At 66.0% G+C, this 14,315-nt stretch carries 16 protein-coding genes; 4 read left to right on the top strand and 12 right to left on the bottom strand.

Annotation, left to right across the window (positions count from 1 at the left end; translation table 11 throughout):
• Positions 1-312 precede the first annotated feature (312 nt).
• The 4 genes from ACK4FB_RS14590 to ACK4FB_RS14575 form a co-directional block, all read right to left on the bottom strand.
• Complete coding sequence (locus tag ACK4FB_RS14590; protein WP_409753875.1) at positions 313-1,437, bottom strand: serine hydrolase domain-containing protein; 1,125 nt, start codon at positions 1,435-1,437, stop codon at positions 313-315.
• Positions 1,438-1,583: 146 nt separating this feature from the next.
• Positions 1,584-2,939: an ATP-binding protein gene (locus tag ACK4FB_RS14585; protein WP_409753872.1), complete on the bottom strand. Its 1,356-nt coding sequence runs from the start codon at positions 2,937-2,939 to the stop codon at positions 1,584-1,586.
• The gene (locus ACK4FB_RS14580; RefSeq protein WP_409753869.1) at positions 2,939-3,679 is read right to left on the bottom strand and encodes a response regulator; all 741 of its coding nucleotides are present in this window, start codon (positions 3,677-3,679) and stop codon (positions 2,939-2,941) included. The genes ACK4FB_RS14585 and ACK4FB_RS14580 overlap by 1 nt, the downstream gene beginning before the upstream one ends.
• 90 nt (positions 3,680-3,769) lie before the next feature.
• Positions 3,770-5,290, bottom strand: a complete 1,521-nt coding sequence (locus ACK4FB_RS14575; protein ID WP_409753867.1) for a methyl-accepting chemotaxis protein — start codon at positions 5,288-5,290, stop codon at positions 3,770-3,772.
• 130 nt (positions 5,291-5,420) lie between these two features.
• On the opposite strand from ACK4FB_RS14575, the gene ACK4FB_RS14570 reads away from it, so the two are divergent.
• Positions 5,421-5,906: a MarR family winged helix-turn-helix transcriptional regulator gene (locus tag ACK4FB_RS14570; protein ID WP_409753864.1), complete on the top strand. Its 486-nt coding sequence runs from the start codon at positions 5,421-5,423 to the stop codon at positions 5,904-5,906.
• Here the strand turns inward: ACK4FB_RS14570 and ACK4FB_RS14565 are convergent.
• Positions 5,903-6,856 carry a glutathione S-transferase family protein gene (locus tag ACK4FB_RS14565; protein WP_409753862.1) on the bottom strand — a complete coding sequence of 318 codons (954 nt, stop codon included), beginning with the start codon at positions 6,854-6,856 and terminating at the stop codon, positions 5,903-5,905. The two genes, ACK4FB_RS14570 and ACK4FB_RS14565, sit on opposite strands and share 4 nt — an antisense overlap.
• A 92-nt stretch (positions 6,857-6,948) precedes the next feature.
• Entirely contained in the window at positions 6,949-7,653 is a 705-nt protein-coding gene (locus ACK4FB_RS14560; RefSeq protein WP_409753859.1) for a glutathione S-transferase family protein, read from the bottom strand.
• Between the two features lie 104 nt (positions 7,654-7,757).
• On the opposite strand from ACK4FB_RS14560, the gene ACK4FB_RS14555 reads away from it, so the two are divergent.
• Positions 7,758-8,096: a winged helix-turn-helix transcriptional regulator gene (locus ACK4FB_RS14555; protein WP_409753856.1), complete on the top strand. Its 339-nt coding sequence runs from the start codon at positions 7,758-7,760 to the stop codon at positions 8,094-8,096.
• 23 nt (positions 8,097-8,119) lie between these two features.
• Here ACK4FB_RS14555 and ACK4FB_RS14550 read toward each other — a convergent pair whose 3' ends face one another.
• Positions 8,120-9,121, bottom strand: coding sequence for a saccharopine dehydrogenase family protein (locus tag ACK4FB_RS14550; protein WP_409753853.1), 1,002 nt, complete (start codon positions 9,119-9,121; stop codon positions 8,120-8,122).
• Positions 9,122-9,178: 57 nt separating this feature from the next.
• Here ACK4FB_RS14550 and ACK4FB_RS14545 point away from each other — a divergent pair, with 57 nt between their 5' ends.
• Positions 9,179-9,826: a TetR/AcrR family transcriptional regulator gene (locus ACK4FB_RS14545; protein ID WP_409753850.1), complete on the top strand. Its 648-nt coding sequence runs from the start codon at positions 9,179-9,181 to the stop codon at positions 9,824-9,826.
• A gap of 31 nt (positions 9,827-9,857) precedes the next feature.
• Here ACK4FB_RS14545 and ACK4FB_RS14540 read toward each other — a convergent pair whose 3' ends face one another.
• The 5 genes from ACK4FB_RS14540 to ACK4FB_RS14520 all read right to left on the bottom strand — a co-directional run bounded on the left by ACK4FB_RS14540 (position 9,858) and on the right by ACK4FB_RS14520 (position 13,763).
• Positions 9,858-10,274, bottom strand: a complete 417-nt coding sequence (locus ACK4FB_RS14540) for a DUF1801 domain-containing protein (RefSeq protein WP_409753847.1) — start codon at positions 10,272-10,274, stop codon at positions 9,858-9,860.
• A gap of 3 nt (positions 10,275-10,277) precedes the next feature.
• A complete protein-coding gene (locus ACK4FB_RS14535) occupies positions 10,278-10,490 on the bottom strand; it encodes a hypothetical protein (RefSeq protein ID WP_409753844.1) in 213 nt (70 codons plus the stop codon).
• Positions 10,491-10,521: 31 nt separating this feature from the next.
• Positions 10,522-10,941 (bottom strand): SRPBCC domain-containing protein, encoded by a 420-nt coding sequence (locus tag ACK4FB_RS14530; RefSeq protein WP_409753841.1) that lies wholly within the window; start codon positions 10,939-10,941, stop codon positions 10,522-10,524.
• On the bottom strand, positions 10,938-11,261 hold the full coding sequence (locus tag ACK4FB_RS14525; protein ID WP_409753838.1) for an ArsR/SmtB family transcription factor: 324 nt from the start codon (positions 11,259-11,261) through the stop codon (positions 10,938-10,940). Before ACK4FB_RS14525 ends, ACK4FB_RS14530 begins: the two co-directional genes overlap by 4 nt.
• A gap of 66 nt (positions 11,262-11,327) precedes the next feature.
• The gene (locus ACK4FB_RS14520) at positions 11,328-13,763 is read right to left on the bottom strand and encodes a DUF305 domain-containing protein (protein WP_409753835.1); all 2,436 of its coding nucleotides are present in this window, start codon (positions 13,761-13,763) and stop codon (positions 11,328-11,330) included.
• Between the two features lie 113 nt (positions 13,764-13,876).
• On the opposite strand from ACK4FB_RS14520, the gene ACK4FB_RS14515 reads away from it, so the two are divergent.
• A partial coding sequence (locus ACK4FB_RS14515; RefSeq protein ID WP_409753832.1) for a methionyl-tRNA formyltransferase occupies positions 13,877-14,315 on the top strand: 439 nt, incomplete at its 3' end.

The raw sequence follows: 14,315 nt of genomic DNA, 5'->3' as shown, positions 1-14,315 counted from the left end.
GTCGGGGTTCTGAAGCGTCTGTAGTGGGGCGTGTTTTTGGCCCGGGGAGGGGTTTGCGTCTCCGGCCCCGGCGCCGACGATCAGAAACAGTGAGCAAAGAAGGATCGAACGCATGGTAGTCCTTTCCGCGATAGAGAAAATCGGGCGCGGCCCCTCGGGGAAATCAGGGCCGCGCCCACGCGCGCCGGAGGGGCTCAGTCGCGCGTATGGCTGACGAATCGCTGACCGGCCGGCCGGAACCAGCGGTCAGGGAGCGGTTCACAGTGATGGGATTGTCGCTCACGATTGGGGCGGCCCCATAAGGGGGCGGTTTCAGCCTGTATCGAAAGGTAACCGGATCAGTGGGGCGGTCCGGGCCGACAGCGGAGAGCCGGGCGTATGGCGCGGGCACGATCGGGTTTCGATAATTTGCGCGCGGAGCCGACGCAGGTCTTCTGCGACCGGGGACAGGCGATGGCGCATGAAGAAGAGACCAGCCAACCCCGTCTCGCGATCGACCCAGGGATACGCGCCCAGGGCGCCGGGGCTGGAGGCCACCCGACAAGCCCCGCCGGACCAGGCCTGCTCGCACCAGGATCCCAGATTGTACTGGGCGTCGCCCTGGGCGCCGGGCGGGCGAAAGGCCATGGGCATGCCCCGGGTCTGGACGGTCATCAGTGTGTCGACGGCGGTCCGGGACAGGACTTCGCGCCCCTCGAAAACACCCCCGGCCGCCAGCATGCCCAGAAAGCGTCCATAATCTTCGGCGGTGATGACGAGGCCGGCCTGCAGGTTGGGGTTGGTGACCGGCCCCCCTTGATCGCGCCCCAGGGCCCCCGACCAGCGCACGTGGGTCAGGCCCAGCGGGCCCGCCAGCCTTTGCTGGAAAGCCTCGGCCCATGACAGGCCTGTCGCCGTCTCGAGGGCGGCGCCGGCCAGTTGCAGGGAAGGACCGCCATAGCGGAACGTGGAGCCTGCCGGGTCTGTCAGACGACGTCGCGCGATCTGCGCAGCGGACTCCTGCAGCGTCATCCGCGTGGACTGGCGTGTGTCGGTCCCGCCGAGCAAACCGCCCTGCCCTGCGGTAAATGACAGCAACTGGCGCAGGGTCGTCCCGGTCCCGGGACCCGATAAGTCGGGCAGCCAGACGCCCACAGGGGTATCCAGGGCCAGCCGCCCGTCGTCCACGGCCGTCATCACCAAAGCCGCCGCCAGCCATTTTGAGGCGGACGCCACCGGAATGGCCGCATCCGCATCGATGTCGCCCAGGTCCATCCGCCAAAGTCTTTGGTCACGACAATAGACCAGGATGGTCATGCCGTCGGGTCCTCCCGGCCCCATCACCGAGCGCGCCGCCTGAACCACCGCCGGCGCCGGTTCAGCGCGCGCCATGAGCGGCGTCAGAAGCGCGGCTGCGAAGAAGCCCAAGGCGATGATCAGGACCAGGACGTCGGTCATCCACGACCGCCATCGCCCTCGCTCCGCGGACCTGCGACGAATGGGCGTCTTCATGCTTGTATCTCCTGTGGTTGACCCCAGGGTGGGCATGTGGCGCAACAGCGATATTGACGGTCGCTGACGTCGGGTGACGGAACGTAACGACGTCAGTCGGACGCAGCCGGCAGCGTGACCGTGACCTCCAGTCCTCCACCGTCGCGTCCGCCGATGGTCAGTGCTCCCCCATGGGCCTGGGCGAGCGCGTGGGCGATGGAGAGCCCCAATCCGGCGCCGCCCGTCACGCGACCCCGTGACGGCTCCAGGCGTTCGAAGGGCTCAAGCATTCGGCCCAGCGCCTCGGGCGGTGCCCCTGGCCCCCGATCCCGGACGCTGATCCTGATGAAACCCTGGGCATCCCGCTCGGCGGCCAGTTCCGCAGACCCGCCGTAGCGCACGGCGTTGTCCACCAGATTGGAGAGGATGCGGCGCAGCACCAGCGACGTCGCGGCGACGGTGAGCGCTTCGGAACTGGCCGGTGTCGCGGCCGGGAACGTCACGGGTTCGCCCATCTCGTGGCGCACGGCGACCAGGGCGGCCAACTCCTGCTCTACATCCGTGCAGGCCCCCGGTCCGGCCGGGCGGGTGCTGCTCCGGGCGAACAACAGGGTGTCGTCCAGCAAACGGCTCATCTCGTCCAGATCCGCCTCGGCCTTCAATCGCTGGGAGTCGTCCACGATGAACCCTGCTCTCAACCGCAGGCGCGTCAGATAGGTCCGCAGATCATGGGCTATGGCGGCCAGGACGCGGGTCCGCTCGTCCATGAGGGAACGGATCTCGCCTTTCATGAGATTGAAGGCCCGCGCCAGCTCCTGCATCTCCCGTGCGCCCCGAACAGGCAGATCCGGCGTTTCCAGGTCCCGGGCCAGACGCCGCGATGCAAGAGCGAGGCGCCGGGCCGGACGAGCCACCTGCAGCAGACAGGCCGCCATCACGGCCCCGAGGATCAGCGTCGCGATCAGGCCGACGACGAAGAGGCGGGCGACGATGCGCTGAAGCAGGAGCGGCGCTCGCTCAACCACCAGAACCTCGCCGGTATGCAGACCAACCAGCAGCCGCAGAGAGCCCGGCGAGCCGACGGGCCCCGCCATGCCCAGCCTCCCGCGCGCCTGAACCTTGTAGGGCCTGCCTTCAAGCAGCTCGGCGTACCGGTCGAAGGCGCGCTCTATACGGACCGCCGGTCTGGTGTCGGGGCGGTGGGGCATGTCGTCGGGAAAGCCCGGCGCGATGTGGACGATCTGCGCACTGGTGTTCAGGGCCTGTACGATGACGGGACGCTGGTCCGGGGAGGCGGTCTCAAGCGCGCGAGCCATGGCCGCAGCCTCCTCTGGAGACACCAGCCGGAACACCATGGGCCGCCCGTCGGGCCACAGGATTACGGCCGCAAAGCCGAGCTGCAGGGCCACGAGCCCTGTTGCGAAGATCAGGCCGATGCGAACGGCCAGACTGTTCAACCAGCCCGGCATCAGCCCGGCTCCCGCTCCACGGCCGGCGAGAAGAGATACCCCCCGCCCCGCACTGTACGGACCATTTCAGGGTGGCGGGGGTCGTCGGACAGTTTGCGGCGCAGTCGGCTGAGCTGGACATCGACGGTCCGGTCCAGCGGAGCGGCGCTCCGCCCCCGCGTCCAGTCCAGAAGCTGGTCGCGGTTCAGCACCCGTTGGGGATGGGTCAGGAAAACCATGAGAAGATCGAACTCTCCCCCCGTGAGCTCTACCGGCGTTCCTGCCGGATCGCGCAGATCCCGCGAGGCCGGGTCCAGACGCCAGCCGCCAAAGCGCCAGATCTCACGCGCAACGGCGGGAGGCGCCCGGCGGCGGTCACGGGTCCGGCGCAGGACTGCGCGGACCCGCGCGGTCAGCTCGCGGGGGTTGAAGGGTTTGGCCAGATAGTCATCAGCCCCGATCTCCAGCCCCACGATACGGTCGACGTCATCGCCCCGCGCCGTCACCATGAGCACCGGCGGCCCTTCGGGCGCGGCCTGGAGACGCCGACATATGGAGAGCCCATCCTCGCCCGGCAGCATGAGGTCCAGCACCACCAGATCCACGCGCCGGCGCGCCATGACGCGATCCAGCGCAGTCGCACCGTCGCATTCCGTGACCCCGTAGCCCTGTCCGCTCAGGAGATCAGACACCAGGGCGCGGATTTCGGGGTCGTCCTCGACGACGGCGATATGGGTTTCACGGGGCGCAATCTGGCTCACCGCGTCACTCTAGCGTCCTGATGCTCGACGGGCAGCCTGAATGCGCACGGGTTACACTTTGATACGTCGCCGGGCGCTCGCGGGGAGCGCCTAGAATTCCTGCCAGTCGGACAGGGCCGTCGCCGAGCCGCCCACAGTGGCGAGCCGGGGCCTGGCGGCGGCCGGGGCGGGCCGCGAGGGAGCGTTCCTGACGGGTTCCGTCGCTACGCGGCGACCTCGCTGCGAGGCTGCCGGGGTGTCATGACCCATGTCGTCTGCACTGATCTGGAAACGTTCTACCAGCTGCGCCATCTCGGCGGCGTCTCTGCTGAGCGCCACGCTGGCGGCAGTGGATTCCTCGACCATGGCGGCGTTCTGCTGGGTGACCTGATCCATGGCGTTGACCGCGCTGTTGACCTCTCCGAGGCCCACCGATTGTTCCTGGGTGGAGGCCCGGATTTCGGTCATGAGGGTGGTCACCGTATGCACGCCTTCTACGATCCCGGTCAGGGCTTCGCCCGTCTGGCGCACCAGACCCACGCCATTCTTGACCTGCGCCCCGCTGGTGGAGATCAGAGCCTTGATCTGGCGGGCCGAGTCCGCTGACCGCTGGGCCAGGGCGCGCACTTCCGACGCCACCACGGCGAAGCCTCTGCCCGCATCCCCCGCGCGGGCCGCCTCGACACCGGCGTTAAGCGCCAGCAGATTGGTCTGGAAGGCGATCTCGTCGATCACCCCGAGAATTTCGCCGATCTGATCCGATGATCGCTCGATCTCCACCATGGCCTCGATAGCGCGCCGGACGATCTCGCCGCCGGTTTCGGCCTGGGCGCGCGTCGCGCCGACGACGGCGTCTGTGGCCTTGGCGTTCTCTGCGGTCTTCTGAACCGTCGCCGTGATCTGATCCAGGGCTGCGGCGGTTTCCTCCAGCGCGGCCGCCTGCCGTTCGGTGCGGCTGGACAACTCCTCTGCGGCGCTGCTGATTTCGCTGGCGCCCGATTGAATGGTTCCGGCGTTGCCACGGATGACGCCCAACGCCTCGTCCAGGGCTGTCATGGCGTTGTTGAAGTCGTCGCGCAGGCCCGCATAGTCGCCCGGGAAAGCCTCGGCGATACGATAGGATAGGTCCCCTCCCGCGATGGCGGACAGCCCCCGACGCAGGCCCGTGACCACGGCTGACTGGGTTTCGGCTGCTTCGCGATCAGCTTGCTCGCGCCGCTCCCGCTCGTCCTCGATGGCCGTGACGTCCGTGGCGAATTTGACCACCTTGTAGGGGACGCCGTCGGCGTTCAGCATCGGGTTGTAGGAGGCTTCGATGACCACCCGGCGTCCGTTTTTCCCATACCGTACGAACTTGTCGACGAAGAATTCGCCCGCCTTCAACCGGCGCCAGAAATCGGCGTATGCGGCCGACGCGACCTCTGTCGGGTCGACGAACATGCTGTGATGCTGGCCCCGGATCTCGGCGAGTTCGTAGCCGATGACCGCCAGAAAATTGGCGTTGGCGTCGCGGATCGTTCCATCAAGATCGAATTCGATCACCCCTTGGGAGCGATGGAATGCGGCGACCAGACTGCGCATTTCAGCCACGGCGGCCGGATCGGGTGAAGGCGTCGATCGAAAACCGAACATTGATTGTCTCCGAGCGGTTGGGGGAGGGCGGAACCGGAACTGCCTATAACGTCAATATATTAATATCTATTATATCGAACATGATATAATTAGCTTTTACTATGTTAGGGTCGTCGCATCTGGACAGGCGATGATGATGAAAAAAGCGGCGCCGCGCAGAGAGACCTCGGATTTCACCGAACTCCATGTGGACCAGCAACTCTGTCTGGCCTTGCAAACCAGCAGCAGCCTCATCACCCGCCTCTACAGACGGCTGCTCACGCCGCTGGGACTCACCCATCCGCAGTATCTGGTGCTGATCGCCCTGTGGGAGTTCGAGCGCCCGGTGACCATGGGCGACCTGGGAGAGCGCCTGTCCATGGAGACAGGCTCCCTCACGCCGTTGGTCAAGCGGATGGAGACGGCCGGGCTGTTGGCCCGCAAGCGGGACACGCGCGACGAACGGAAGGTGTGGGTGACAGTGTCCGGCAAGGGAGTCGCCCTGCGGGCCGACCTTCTTTCCGTTCGCAGGGAGGTGGTCCGGCAGTTACCGATCACGGCTCAACAAATCTCGGACCTGCGCCGCATGCTGCAGGACATGAATGACGCCATCAGCATGGCCGACCTGCACGACTAGCTGAAATCGATCAACGGCCCCAAGGGCACCACGCCGGACGGGTTAATCTGACGATGGCTTTCATAGTAGTGCCGCTTGATGTGATCGACGTTGATGGTTTCCGCCACGCCGGGCAATTCATGGAAGGCGCGCATGTACCGCCACAGCGCCGGATAGTCGACGATGCGGCGCAGGTTGCATTTGAAGTGGCCGTGGTAGACCAGATCGAAGCGCACAAGTGTGGTGAAGAGGCGGATGTCGGCCTCGGTCAGGCGGTCGCCGGTCAACCACTGTGAATCCGTCAGTCGTTCCTCGAGCCAGTCCAGCGTCTCGAAAAGCGGCCCGACCGCCTCCTCATAGGCGTCCTGTTTGGTGGCGAAGCCGGCGCGATAGACGCCATTGTTGAGCGTCGAGTAGATGCGGTCGTTCAGGGCGTCGATCTCAGGCCGCAGGTCCTCGGGATAATAGTCGCCTTTCGCGGCGCCGACGCCGTCGAAGGCGGTGTTGAACATGCGGATGATGTCGGCGGACTCATTGGATACGATGGTCTTGCGGGTCCTGTCCCACAGCACCGGCACCGTGACCTTGCCCGTGTAGGCGGGATCGGCCGCCGTATAGACCTGATGCAGATAGTCGGCGCCGTGAAGCGGATCGCCGGTCACGCCGGGGCCCGGAGCGAAGGTCCAACCCTTGTCCCGCATCAGCCAGTGGACTGTCGAGACGTCGATCATCGTCTCCAGCCCCTTGAACCGGCGCATGATCAGGGTGCGGTGGGCCCAGGGACAGGCCAGACTGACGTACAGGTGGTACCGGCCCGCCTCGGCATTGAAGCCGCCCTCGCCGGACGGCCCAGGCTCGCCGTCGATCGTGACCCAGTTGCGGAACTGGCTATCCTTGCGCTTGAAGCGACCGTCCGTTTCGTCGGCGAAGACGTCGTCGGCCTGCCACTTTCCATCGACCAGTTGGCCCAAGGCGTTCTCCTTCGTGCAGATGGGATTGCAAGGCCAACGGCTCAGGCCGCCGTCGGTTCTGCCGACAGCGGCCTGATGCGCAAACGCCAGGCTCAACGACCGTAGCGCTCAATCACCTCCGCGAGCGGGATGTGACCCAGGCACGCGCCTGACCCCGGGACGTCATCGCCCTGTTCAATGGCTGTTGCATAGACCACGGCCGGGTCCGCATCGATCCGGCGACGAAGCGCCTGCAGGCGGGGCCAGCGTTCAATATCGGCGACCTCGTGGAATTCCAGCCATCTGCCGACGCCGGCGAGCAGGCCGTCGGCCAGTGTCGGCTTTTCTCCCACCAGCCAGGGGCTGGCTTCGAGCATGCCCTCGAGCTTGTCGTGCCGCTCGATAACCTGAGCCCGGCCCAGACGCTTGAGCGCTGCCGTATAGGCAGGATCAGGCGTCTCTAGCTCGTACGCCACCCAATAGGGCGAGAAGGCGCCGGTGAAGCCGGTGTTGAGAAAGGCCATCAACTGATGCATCCGGTCGGTCTGGGGCGTCAGGGGGGCAAAGCTGATCCGGCGCTCCTCATCACGCGCCTCCAGCCAGGCCGCGATGGCCATGGTCTCGCTCACCGAACGTCCATCGTCCGTGATCAGGACGGGGGTTTCGTGGCGGGCGTTGAGGCGGGCGTAGGATGGTTCGCGCATCTCGCCGAGCATGTCGACACGGCACAAACGATAAGGCCTGCCGAGCCATTCGAGCGCCGCCACCAGGCCGAGGGACGTGCCCCCGGGGTGGCCATAAAGAAGAACAGGTTCCATATATCTGGGGCTCCGGTTGTGGGGATGCTGCGCAGCGTCCGGAACCTTGGGAGCCTCAGCGCTCGCTGTGAATAACGCACATTCCTGTAACCAGGAGATTGTCGATGAAGGACCTCGTTTCACTCTGCCCGATTGAAGAGGCCATGCAGTTGGTCAGCGGCCGCTGGCCGGGCTTGCTGATCTACTACCTCAAGGACGGGCCCAAGCGGTTTGGCGATTTGAGGCGCGACAATCCGACGGTTTCGCACCGCATCCTTTCGCTGGAGCTTCGCAAGCTGCAGGCGGCGGGCGTCGTCGACCGTGTGGAGCTGCCGGTCTATCCCCGTCACGTCACCTATTCGCTCACCCCCGCGGGCCAGGAGCTGGTGCCGTTGCTGGATGCGATCGGCGACTGGTGGGAGGCGCGCGTCCGTCCTCTTCACGAGCTTGATAAGGCCGCCTGAGCAGCTGCGACCAGAACCGTCGCCTAGACCATGTCCGGCTCTACGGCGGCCAGAAATGACCGCGCGTCGAACAGGGAGCCCGGCGCATGAACACCGGCCGGAAACGGCCCTTTGGTCAGACGGGCAGCCGCCTCCACGATCAGCGGCGCGGTGACGCCATAGATGTCGCGACCCTCTACGGCGCCGCGCCGCAACGCCTCCCCGCGCCGCACTTCGACCTCCACGCGAAACCGCTGCGATGACCGACCGGACGCGTCCTCCGGTTGGGGCGGCGGGGTTTTGGGATCCCGCAGGTCGCCCAGGGGCGCAGTGTTCATGAAGTGATGCACTTCACGCACGTTCAAATGACGGGCGATCAGGATGGCTTCGGTGAACGGCAGCTCCACCATCTCCTGGCGCCCGAAATCGCCTGCGAACGACCAGTCGGTCCGGGGCGGCGGATTCGCCAGGGGTTGAAGCTGTCCGTCGGAGATGACCAGGCGCGGGAACGTGTTGCGCTGGCTGGTGATCCGCGTGCCTTCGGTCGGCTTCCAGCTGTCGAGAGCGGAGCCGATGCGGATTTCGTCGGCTTCAGCCCAATCCGCCATGGCGGCGGTGGCCAGCAGGTCCGCCAGACCGCCCCAGAAGCTCATCGCCGGCATGGCGACGATGCCCGCGGCCTCGATCTGCGCCGCGCGATCATAGAGGCGGCGGGCGCTCTCCTGCTCGGCGGTGACGTCCAGATAATGAACGCCGGTGCGCATGGCCGCATCCACCAGCGGATCGGCGGTGTCCAGAAACGGACCCGCGCAGTTGACGACCGCGGCGACCCCGGAGAGACACCGATCCAGCGCTGGCGGATCGTCCAGTGACACGGCTTCGACCGCGACGCCGGTAGGCAGGCCGGCCGACGCCAGCCGGTCCTTGTCCCGGCCCAGGGCGAGAACCTCGAATCCTCGAGCGAAGAACGCCCGCACCACGAACCGCCCAGTATGCCCGTTCGCCCCATAGACCGCCACGCGCGGTCCGCCCTGTTGCCTAAACACTGACACTCGCGCCTTCGCTACAGACCTGTCTGTTTTGATAGCTACAGACCTGTCCGTATGCAGTCAAGACCGGCCGTGCTATCGAGCCTGGCAGAGACAAGAATGGCGAGAACCGCGATGACATCAGACAGCCCGGGCAGTGATGGGCAGGTGAACGTAAGGGAGCGGATACTCGAGACGGCGAGCGGGCTTTTTTACCAGCAGGGAGTACGGGCCGTGGGCGTCGACACGGTCGTCGCGCAGGCGGGCGTCGCCAAGACGAGCCTTTACCGCCACTTCCCGACCAAGGACGATCTCATCGCCGCTTTCCTTGAGCGCGAGGACGTCGAGTTCTGGGCGACCTGGGACGCAGTGTCAGATGCTCACCTGGGCGATCCCATGAAGGAGTTGGAGGCGCACATGCTCTGGATCGGCGAACGGCTTGCTCGCCCGGCTTATCGCGGCTGCCCCCAACTGAATGTCGCCGCCGAATTCGCAGAGGTCGACCACCCCGCCCGGCAGGTCGCGCGCCGCCACAAACAGGACCTGCGCAAGCGTCTGGGGGGCCTGTCGTCGCGCCTTGGCGCACGGCGTCCCGACAGCTTGGGCGCCCAACTGGCGGTGGTCGTGAACGGCGCCTTCGTCAGCGCCGAGATGCTGGAGGGTCTAGATCCGGCCGCAACCCTGCTCGACCTGGTCCGGACCCTCGTAAGAGCGGCGACCTAGCCGGCTCAGATTCGACCTGCCGCCGCGGCCTTCACATCCGTTCACCGGGCAAGCGACAGGCCTGCGTCACCCAGTCGGCGAACCGCGCCTCGTCGACCGCATCCTCCTCGTGAATGTGAAAATAGCGCACGTGCTTCTGTTTAGAGCCCACGGGCGGCAGCGGGTCGAGGTCGGCGCCGTTGAAGAACGACACCTTCAGATACCGGTCGAAAACGTGAACGCCCAGGAACCAGCGCCCCTCCTCCACACCGTACAGCGGCGAGTTCCACTTCACCGCCTTGCATACATCCGGAACCGTCTGCGCGATCAGGGCGTCCAGGCGCCGCCAGGCGTCGCTTTTCCATCCCGGCGCCGCGGCGATCCAGGCCTGCACCGGCGCATCGCCATAACCCTTGGGGATCTGGGGATTGCCGCCGGTCAGGAGGACAGGCTTGTCGGAGGGGGGCATGGTTCACTCCGGGACGGTGCGGCGGCGAACATAGGGCAGAGCGAACATGTAGAGCCCTGTGATCATCAGCACGAACAGCGGAGCCAGCGGCAGATAGAAGATCGGATTCTGCGTGCTCTGCCCCGTCGCTGCGGCGACGGTGGCGGCGATCACTGTGGCGATGAACAGCATCGACACCCAGCGGTGGAAAGACCGCGTCCATTTGCTCAGAGCCATCTGGCCCTCCTTCGTTGAAGATTACTTCGCGTCAGTCGGGCCGGGACAGCAACGCGTCCAGCTTGGCCAGAAACTGGTTCCAGCCCGCATGCGCGCCGCCGAAGGCCTGCTTCTGGTCGGGTCGGAATCCGGCCTGCTCCACGCGCAGATGAGTTCCGCCGGGAGTCGGGGTGAGCGTGAAGGTCACCACGCTCTTCAGCGCATAGGCGGGATCGTCGTGGTCGTAGTCCCAGCGATACGACAGGATCCGCTGTGGCTCGACGGTCAGCACCTCGCAGTCCAGCACCCCGCCCCACTCGCCCGACAGATTGAACCGATGGCCCACCACCGGCTCGAAGTCGTTCTTCATCAGCCATTCCTGGATCAGGTGGGGCTGGGTCAGGGCGCGCCACAGTCGCTCGGGCGGAAAGGCGAGCGTGCGCTCGACGACGACAGATCTGGCTTCGGTCATTGGTCCATCCTTGTCAGCAGCGTTTCCAGATCATCGAACCGCGACTCCCAGAACCCGGCCATCTGGCGTGTCCAGTCGACCAGCGCCCCGAGGGCGGCCAGGTCGGCGCTGTAGTGGGTCTGACGCCCGGACGGGCGGTCGCGAACCAGCCCGGCCTGTTTCAGGACCCCCAGATGTTTTGACACCGCCGGCTGGGACACGCCGGAGCCGTCGGTCAGCGCGCCGACCGTCTGTTCCCCCTCGCGGCACAGGCGCTCGAACAACGCCCGCCGCGTGGGGTCAGCCAAGGTTTTGAACAGAATGTCGTGCGCTGCGGTCATGCGAAATCGATAACCTCATGGCTATTGATATTCACATAACCGAAGAGTTATGAATTGGTCAAGGCTTTATGGGCGAAGCGCCGCCGCCACCCCCGTCAAGGTTTGCGCCAGGGCCTGCCCGCGCGCCTGGTCCGCCGCGCCGCCCGCAACGGCCAGTCCTGACGCCAGGCCCTCAAGCGTGGCCGCCAAGCCGGCGTCCGCCACTTGCGCCTCCAGGCGCGCCGCAGCTTGATCCAGCGCCATGGTCAGTTCGGACACGGCAACGGCCGGCAGCGCGCCCGAGCGCGCCAGTTGGTCCACATAGGCCCGCGCAACCATCGGATGATCCGGCCAGGTCACAGGAAACTGCTGCTGCGGATTGAAGGTCTCGCCCTGATCGGCCATGGCGGCGGCGGCGATCTCGGCCTCGGACAGGTGCTCGCTCGGCTGCAGGGTCAGCACGTCCAGGCCGCGGACGATCTCGGTGCCGTAGATACGGCCGTTGTACCAGTAGGTGGACCAGTAGCCGGCCAGGATGGAATGCTCACCATCAATGGCGCCCCGGTCGAAATAGGCGATCTCGACAGGGTTGGAGGAGTCGGTGAAATCGATCACCGACAGACCGCCCTGATACCAGGCCTGGGCGAAAATATCGCGCCCGGGCACCGGCACGATGGAGCCATTGTGGGCCACGCAGTTTTCCTGCTCCGTCTGGGGCGCAGGCAGCTTGTAGTAGCCGCGCATCTCCAGCTTGCCGTCCACAATGTCATAGAAGGCGTTCGCCCCCCAGGTGACCGGATCCTGCACGCGACAGCGGGGACGAACGCCACCGCCCCACTCGTCGGTGAACAGCACCTTGGTGCCGTCGTTGTTGAAGGTGGCCGAGTGCCAGTAGGCGAAGCCCGGATCGTTGACGGCGTCGATCCGACGGGGTTGGCGCGGGTCGCTAATGTCGAACAGCATGCCGTTGCCTGAACACGCGCCCGCAGCCAGATTCAGGGAGGGGAACACAGTTATGTCGTGACAATGGTCGGTCCGGGCCGTGGTCTGGGTGCCGTCGCCGTGATCTCCACCGCGCCACAGTCCGGCCAGGTCGCCCGTCTCCTCGTCGGCGAAGACCGCCGGGCTGTCGATGATGCGGGCCCGGGACGGATCGGCCACCGGAATCTCCACCACGTCCACACGGAACAGGGCCGTCCGGCTGTCGCCGGGGGCGCCGACGATGCAGCCCGCAAGCTCTTCTTCGCGGCGAACGGAAGAAATGCCCGAGTTGTAGACAATGATCGTCTGGTCGTTGGCCGAAACCACCGAATGAGTGTGCGACCCACGACAGGTCTGGACCTGCCCCACCTGGACAGGCCGCGCCTGGTCACTGATATCGAAGATGCGCAGGCCCCGGAAACGATCCGGGCTGACGTCGTCGCTGATGCCCTCACGCCCGCAGTCGACACGCGCGGATGGCTGTTCCACCGACATGATCAGGAGGTCGCCGACGATGGACACATCGCCTTGACCGCCAGGACAGACCACCGAACTGACCAGACGCGGCGTGTCGCCTTCCAGGCGATAGAGGTTGAAGCCGTGGTAGTTGCCCACCGCCATCAGATCACCAGAGAAAGCGAGATCCGTGTTGGCGAAGTTCAGAAAGGGAGACCGGCTCCCGACGCGCCCGGTTTCAGCGCCCCTCTCGCCGTCGGCGGCTTCGCTTGCGGGAACCGGGGGCGGAAGGCCCGCGGGATTTTCGGGGTCGTAGAATCCCGGAGGCTTGGGAAGGGTGGCGACGAGGGCGAGATTGCTGATCGCCTCGCCCGCGTCGCGAAAGCCTGGCGCAAGGCTGGCTCGCGGATCATCCGACAGCTGACGCGACAGGGTCGTCATGCGTCGGATTTCGCCCTGCTGCTCGTTGCGGATGTCGGCGACGAACTCGAAAAGGACAGGGTCGTAGGCCGACCCTGAACGCGACAGAAGATGGTCCACCATCTGGATGGCGCCCTCATGGTGGGCGACCATCAGCTCCAGAAACAGACGGTCGAAGTCGACGCCCTCGGCTGCGGCCAGACGGGCCATCTGTTCCGGCGTGGCCATGCCCGCCATGGTGGAGTGATCAGCGCCCTGGCCGTGATGGCCGTGATGGCCGGCGTGAGGATCGGCAGCCGGATCGGGCGCCTGCTGGCCGCGACCCAACAGCCAGCCGCGCATGAAGGCGATCTCGTCGGCCTGTGAGGCGTCGATGCGCGCGGCGATCTCGACAATCTCTCGATGATTGGTGCGCCCCGCCACCAGCGCCGCCATCTCCACCGCCTGCTGATGATGCGGGATCATGTCCTGCATGAAGCGGACGTCGTCGGCTGAATAGCGGTTGTCAGCGATGCGGGCCGCTTCCTCGGCTGTCAGGGCGCGCGGGGCCTGGCCGGGGGCGCCCGGCTGGACGATGGGCGCATCCTGAGCCACGACGGCGCCGGCGGCGATCAGGCTGAAGACGGAACATCCCACAAGAAGACGGGCGACGGTTGCGGATTTCACGGACAAAGGCAGGCTCCCCACTCACTTAAACGAAGACTCTAGCACGGCCTCACTTGATGGCGAGCCCCGCCACTACCCTTGTTCCGCACCGACGCATGAGGCAAATCGCGGGCATGCGCATCGCCTTCATGGGAACACCCGACTTCGCCGTGCCGTCGCTGGCCGAGCTGATCGCCGCCGGGCACGAGATCGTGGCGGTCTATTCACAGCCGCCCCGGCCCAGGGGGCGCGGTCAGAAGCTGACCCCCTCGCCGGTCCAGGCCTTCGCCGAGAGCATGGGCCTGCCGGTGTTCACGCCCGACAGCATGAAGGCGCCGGACGCCATCGAAACCTTCCGCTCGCTGGATCTGGATGCGGCGGCGGTGGTGGCCTACGGCCAGATCCTGAAGGCGGAGGTGCTTGATGCGCCGCGTCTGGGCTGCTTCAACCTGCACGGCAGCCTGCTGCCCCGCTGGGGGGGGGGGGAGGGAAGACAAAGAAAAAGAAAGAACAGAAAACGAAAAAAAAAAACAAAAAAAACACGCACGGCCACAAAGCCGGAAAAACGAACGA

The sequence above is a fragment of the Brevundimonas sp. genome, from assembly GCF_046299535.1.
Classification (GTDB): Bacteria; Pseudomonadota; Alphaproteobacteria; order Caulobacterales; family Caulobacteraceae; genus Brevundimonas.
This window is presented reverse-complemented; position numbering and strand designations above follow the sequence as displayed.

Excerpts from the sequence above, each read along its gene's own strand:
- ACK4FB_RS14540 (WP_409753847.1), bottom strand. The coding sequence starts at position 10,274 with ATGCCCCCCTCCGACAAGCCTGTCCTCCTGACCGGCGGCAATCCCCAG.
- ACK4FB_RS14555 (WP_409753856.1), top strand. The coding sequence starts at position 7,758 with ATGAAGGACCTCGTTTCACTCTGCCCGATTGAAGAGGCCATGCAGTTG.
- ACK4FB_RS14525 (WP_409753838.1), bottom strand. The coding sequence starts at position 11,261 with ATGACCGCAGCGCACGACATTCTGTTCAAAACCTTGGCTGACCCCACG.
- ACK4FB_RS14590 (WP_409753875.1), bottom strand. The coding sequence starts at position 1,437 with ATGACCGACGTCCTGGTCCTGATCATCGCCTTGGGCTTCTTCGCAGCC.
- ACK4FB_RS14530 (WP_409753841.1), bottom strand. The coding sequence starts at position 10,941 with ATGACCGAAGCCAGATCTGTCGTCGTCGAGCGCACGCTCGCCTTTCCG.
- ACK4FB_RS14575 (WP_409753867.1), bottom strand. The coding sequence starts at position 5,290 with ATGTTCGGTTTTCGATCGACGCCTTCACCCGATCCGGCCGCCGTGGCT.
- ACK4FB_RS14570 (WP_409753864.1), top strand. The coding sequence starts at position 5,421 with ATGATGATGAAAAAAGCGGCGCCGCGCAGAGAGACCTCGGATTTCACC.
- ACK4FB_RS14585 (WP_409753872.1), bottom strand. The coding sequence starts at position 2,939 with ATGCCGGGCTGGTTGAACAGTCTGGCCGTTCGCATCGGCCTGATCTTC.
- ACK4FB_RS14560 (WP_409753859.1), bottom strand. The coding sequence starts at position 7,653 with ATGGAACCTGTTCTTCTTTATGGCCACCCCGGGGGCACGTCCCTCGGC.
- ACK4FB_RS14545 (WP_409753850.1), top strand. The coding sequence starts at position 9,179 with ATGCAGTCAAGACCGGCCGTGCTATCGAGCCTGGCAGAGACAAGAATG.
- ACK4FB_RS14535 (WP_409753844.1), bottom strand. The coding sequence starts at position 10,490 with ATGGCTCTGAGCAAATGGACGCGGTCTTTCCACCGCTGGGTGTCGATG.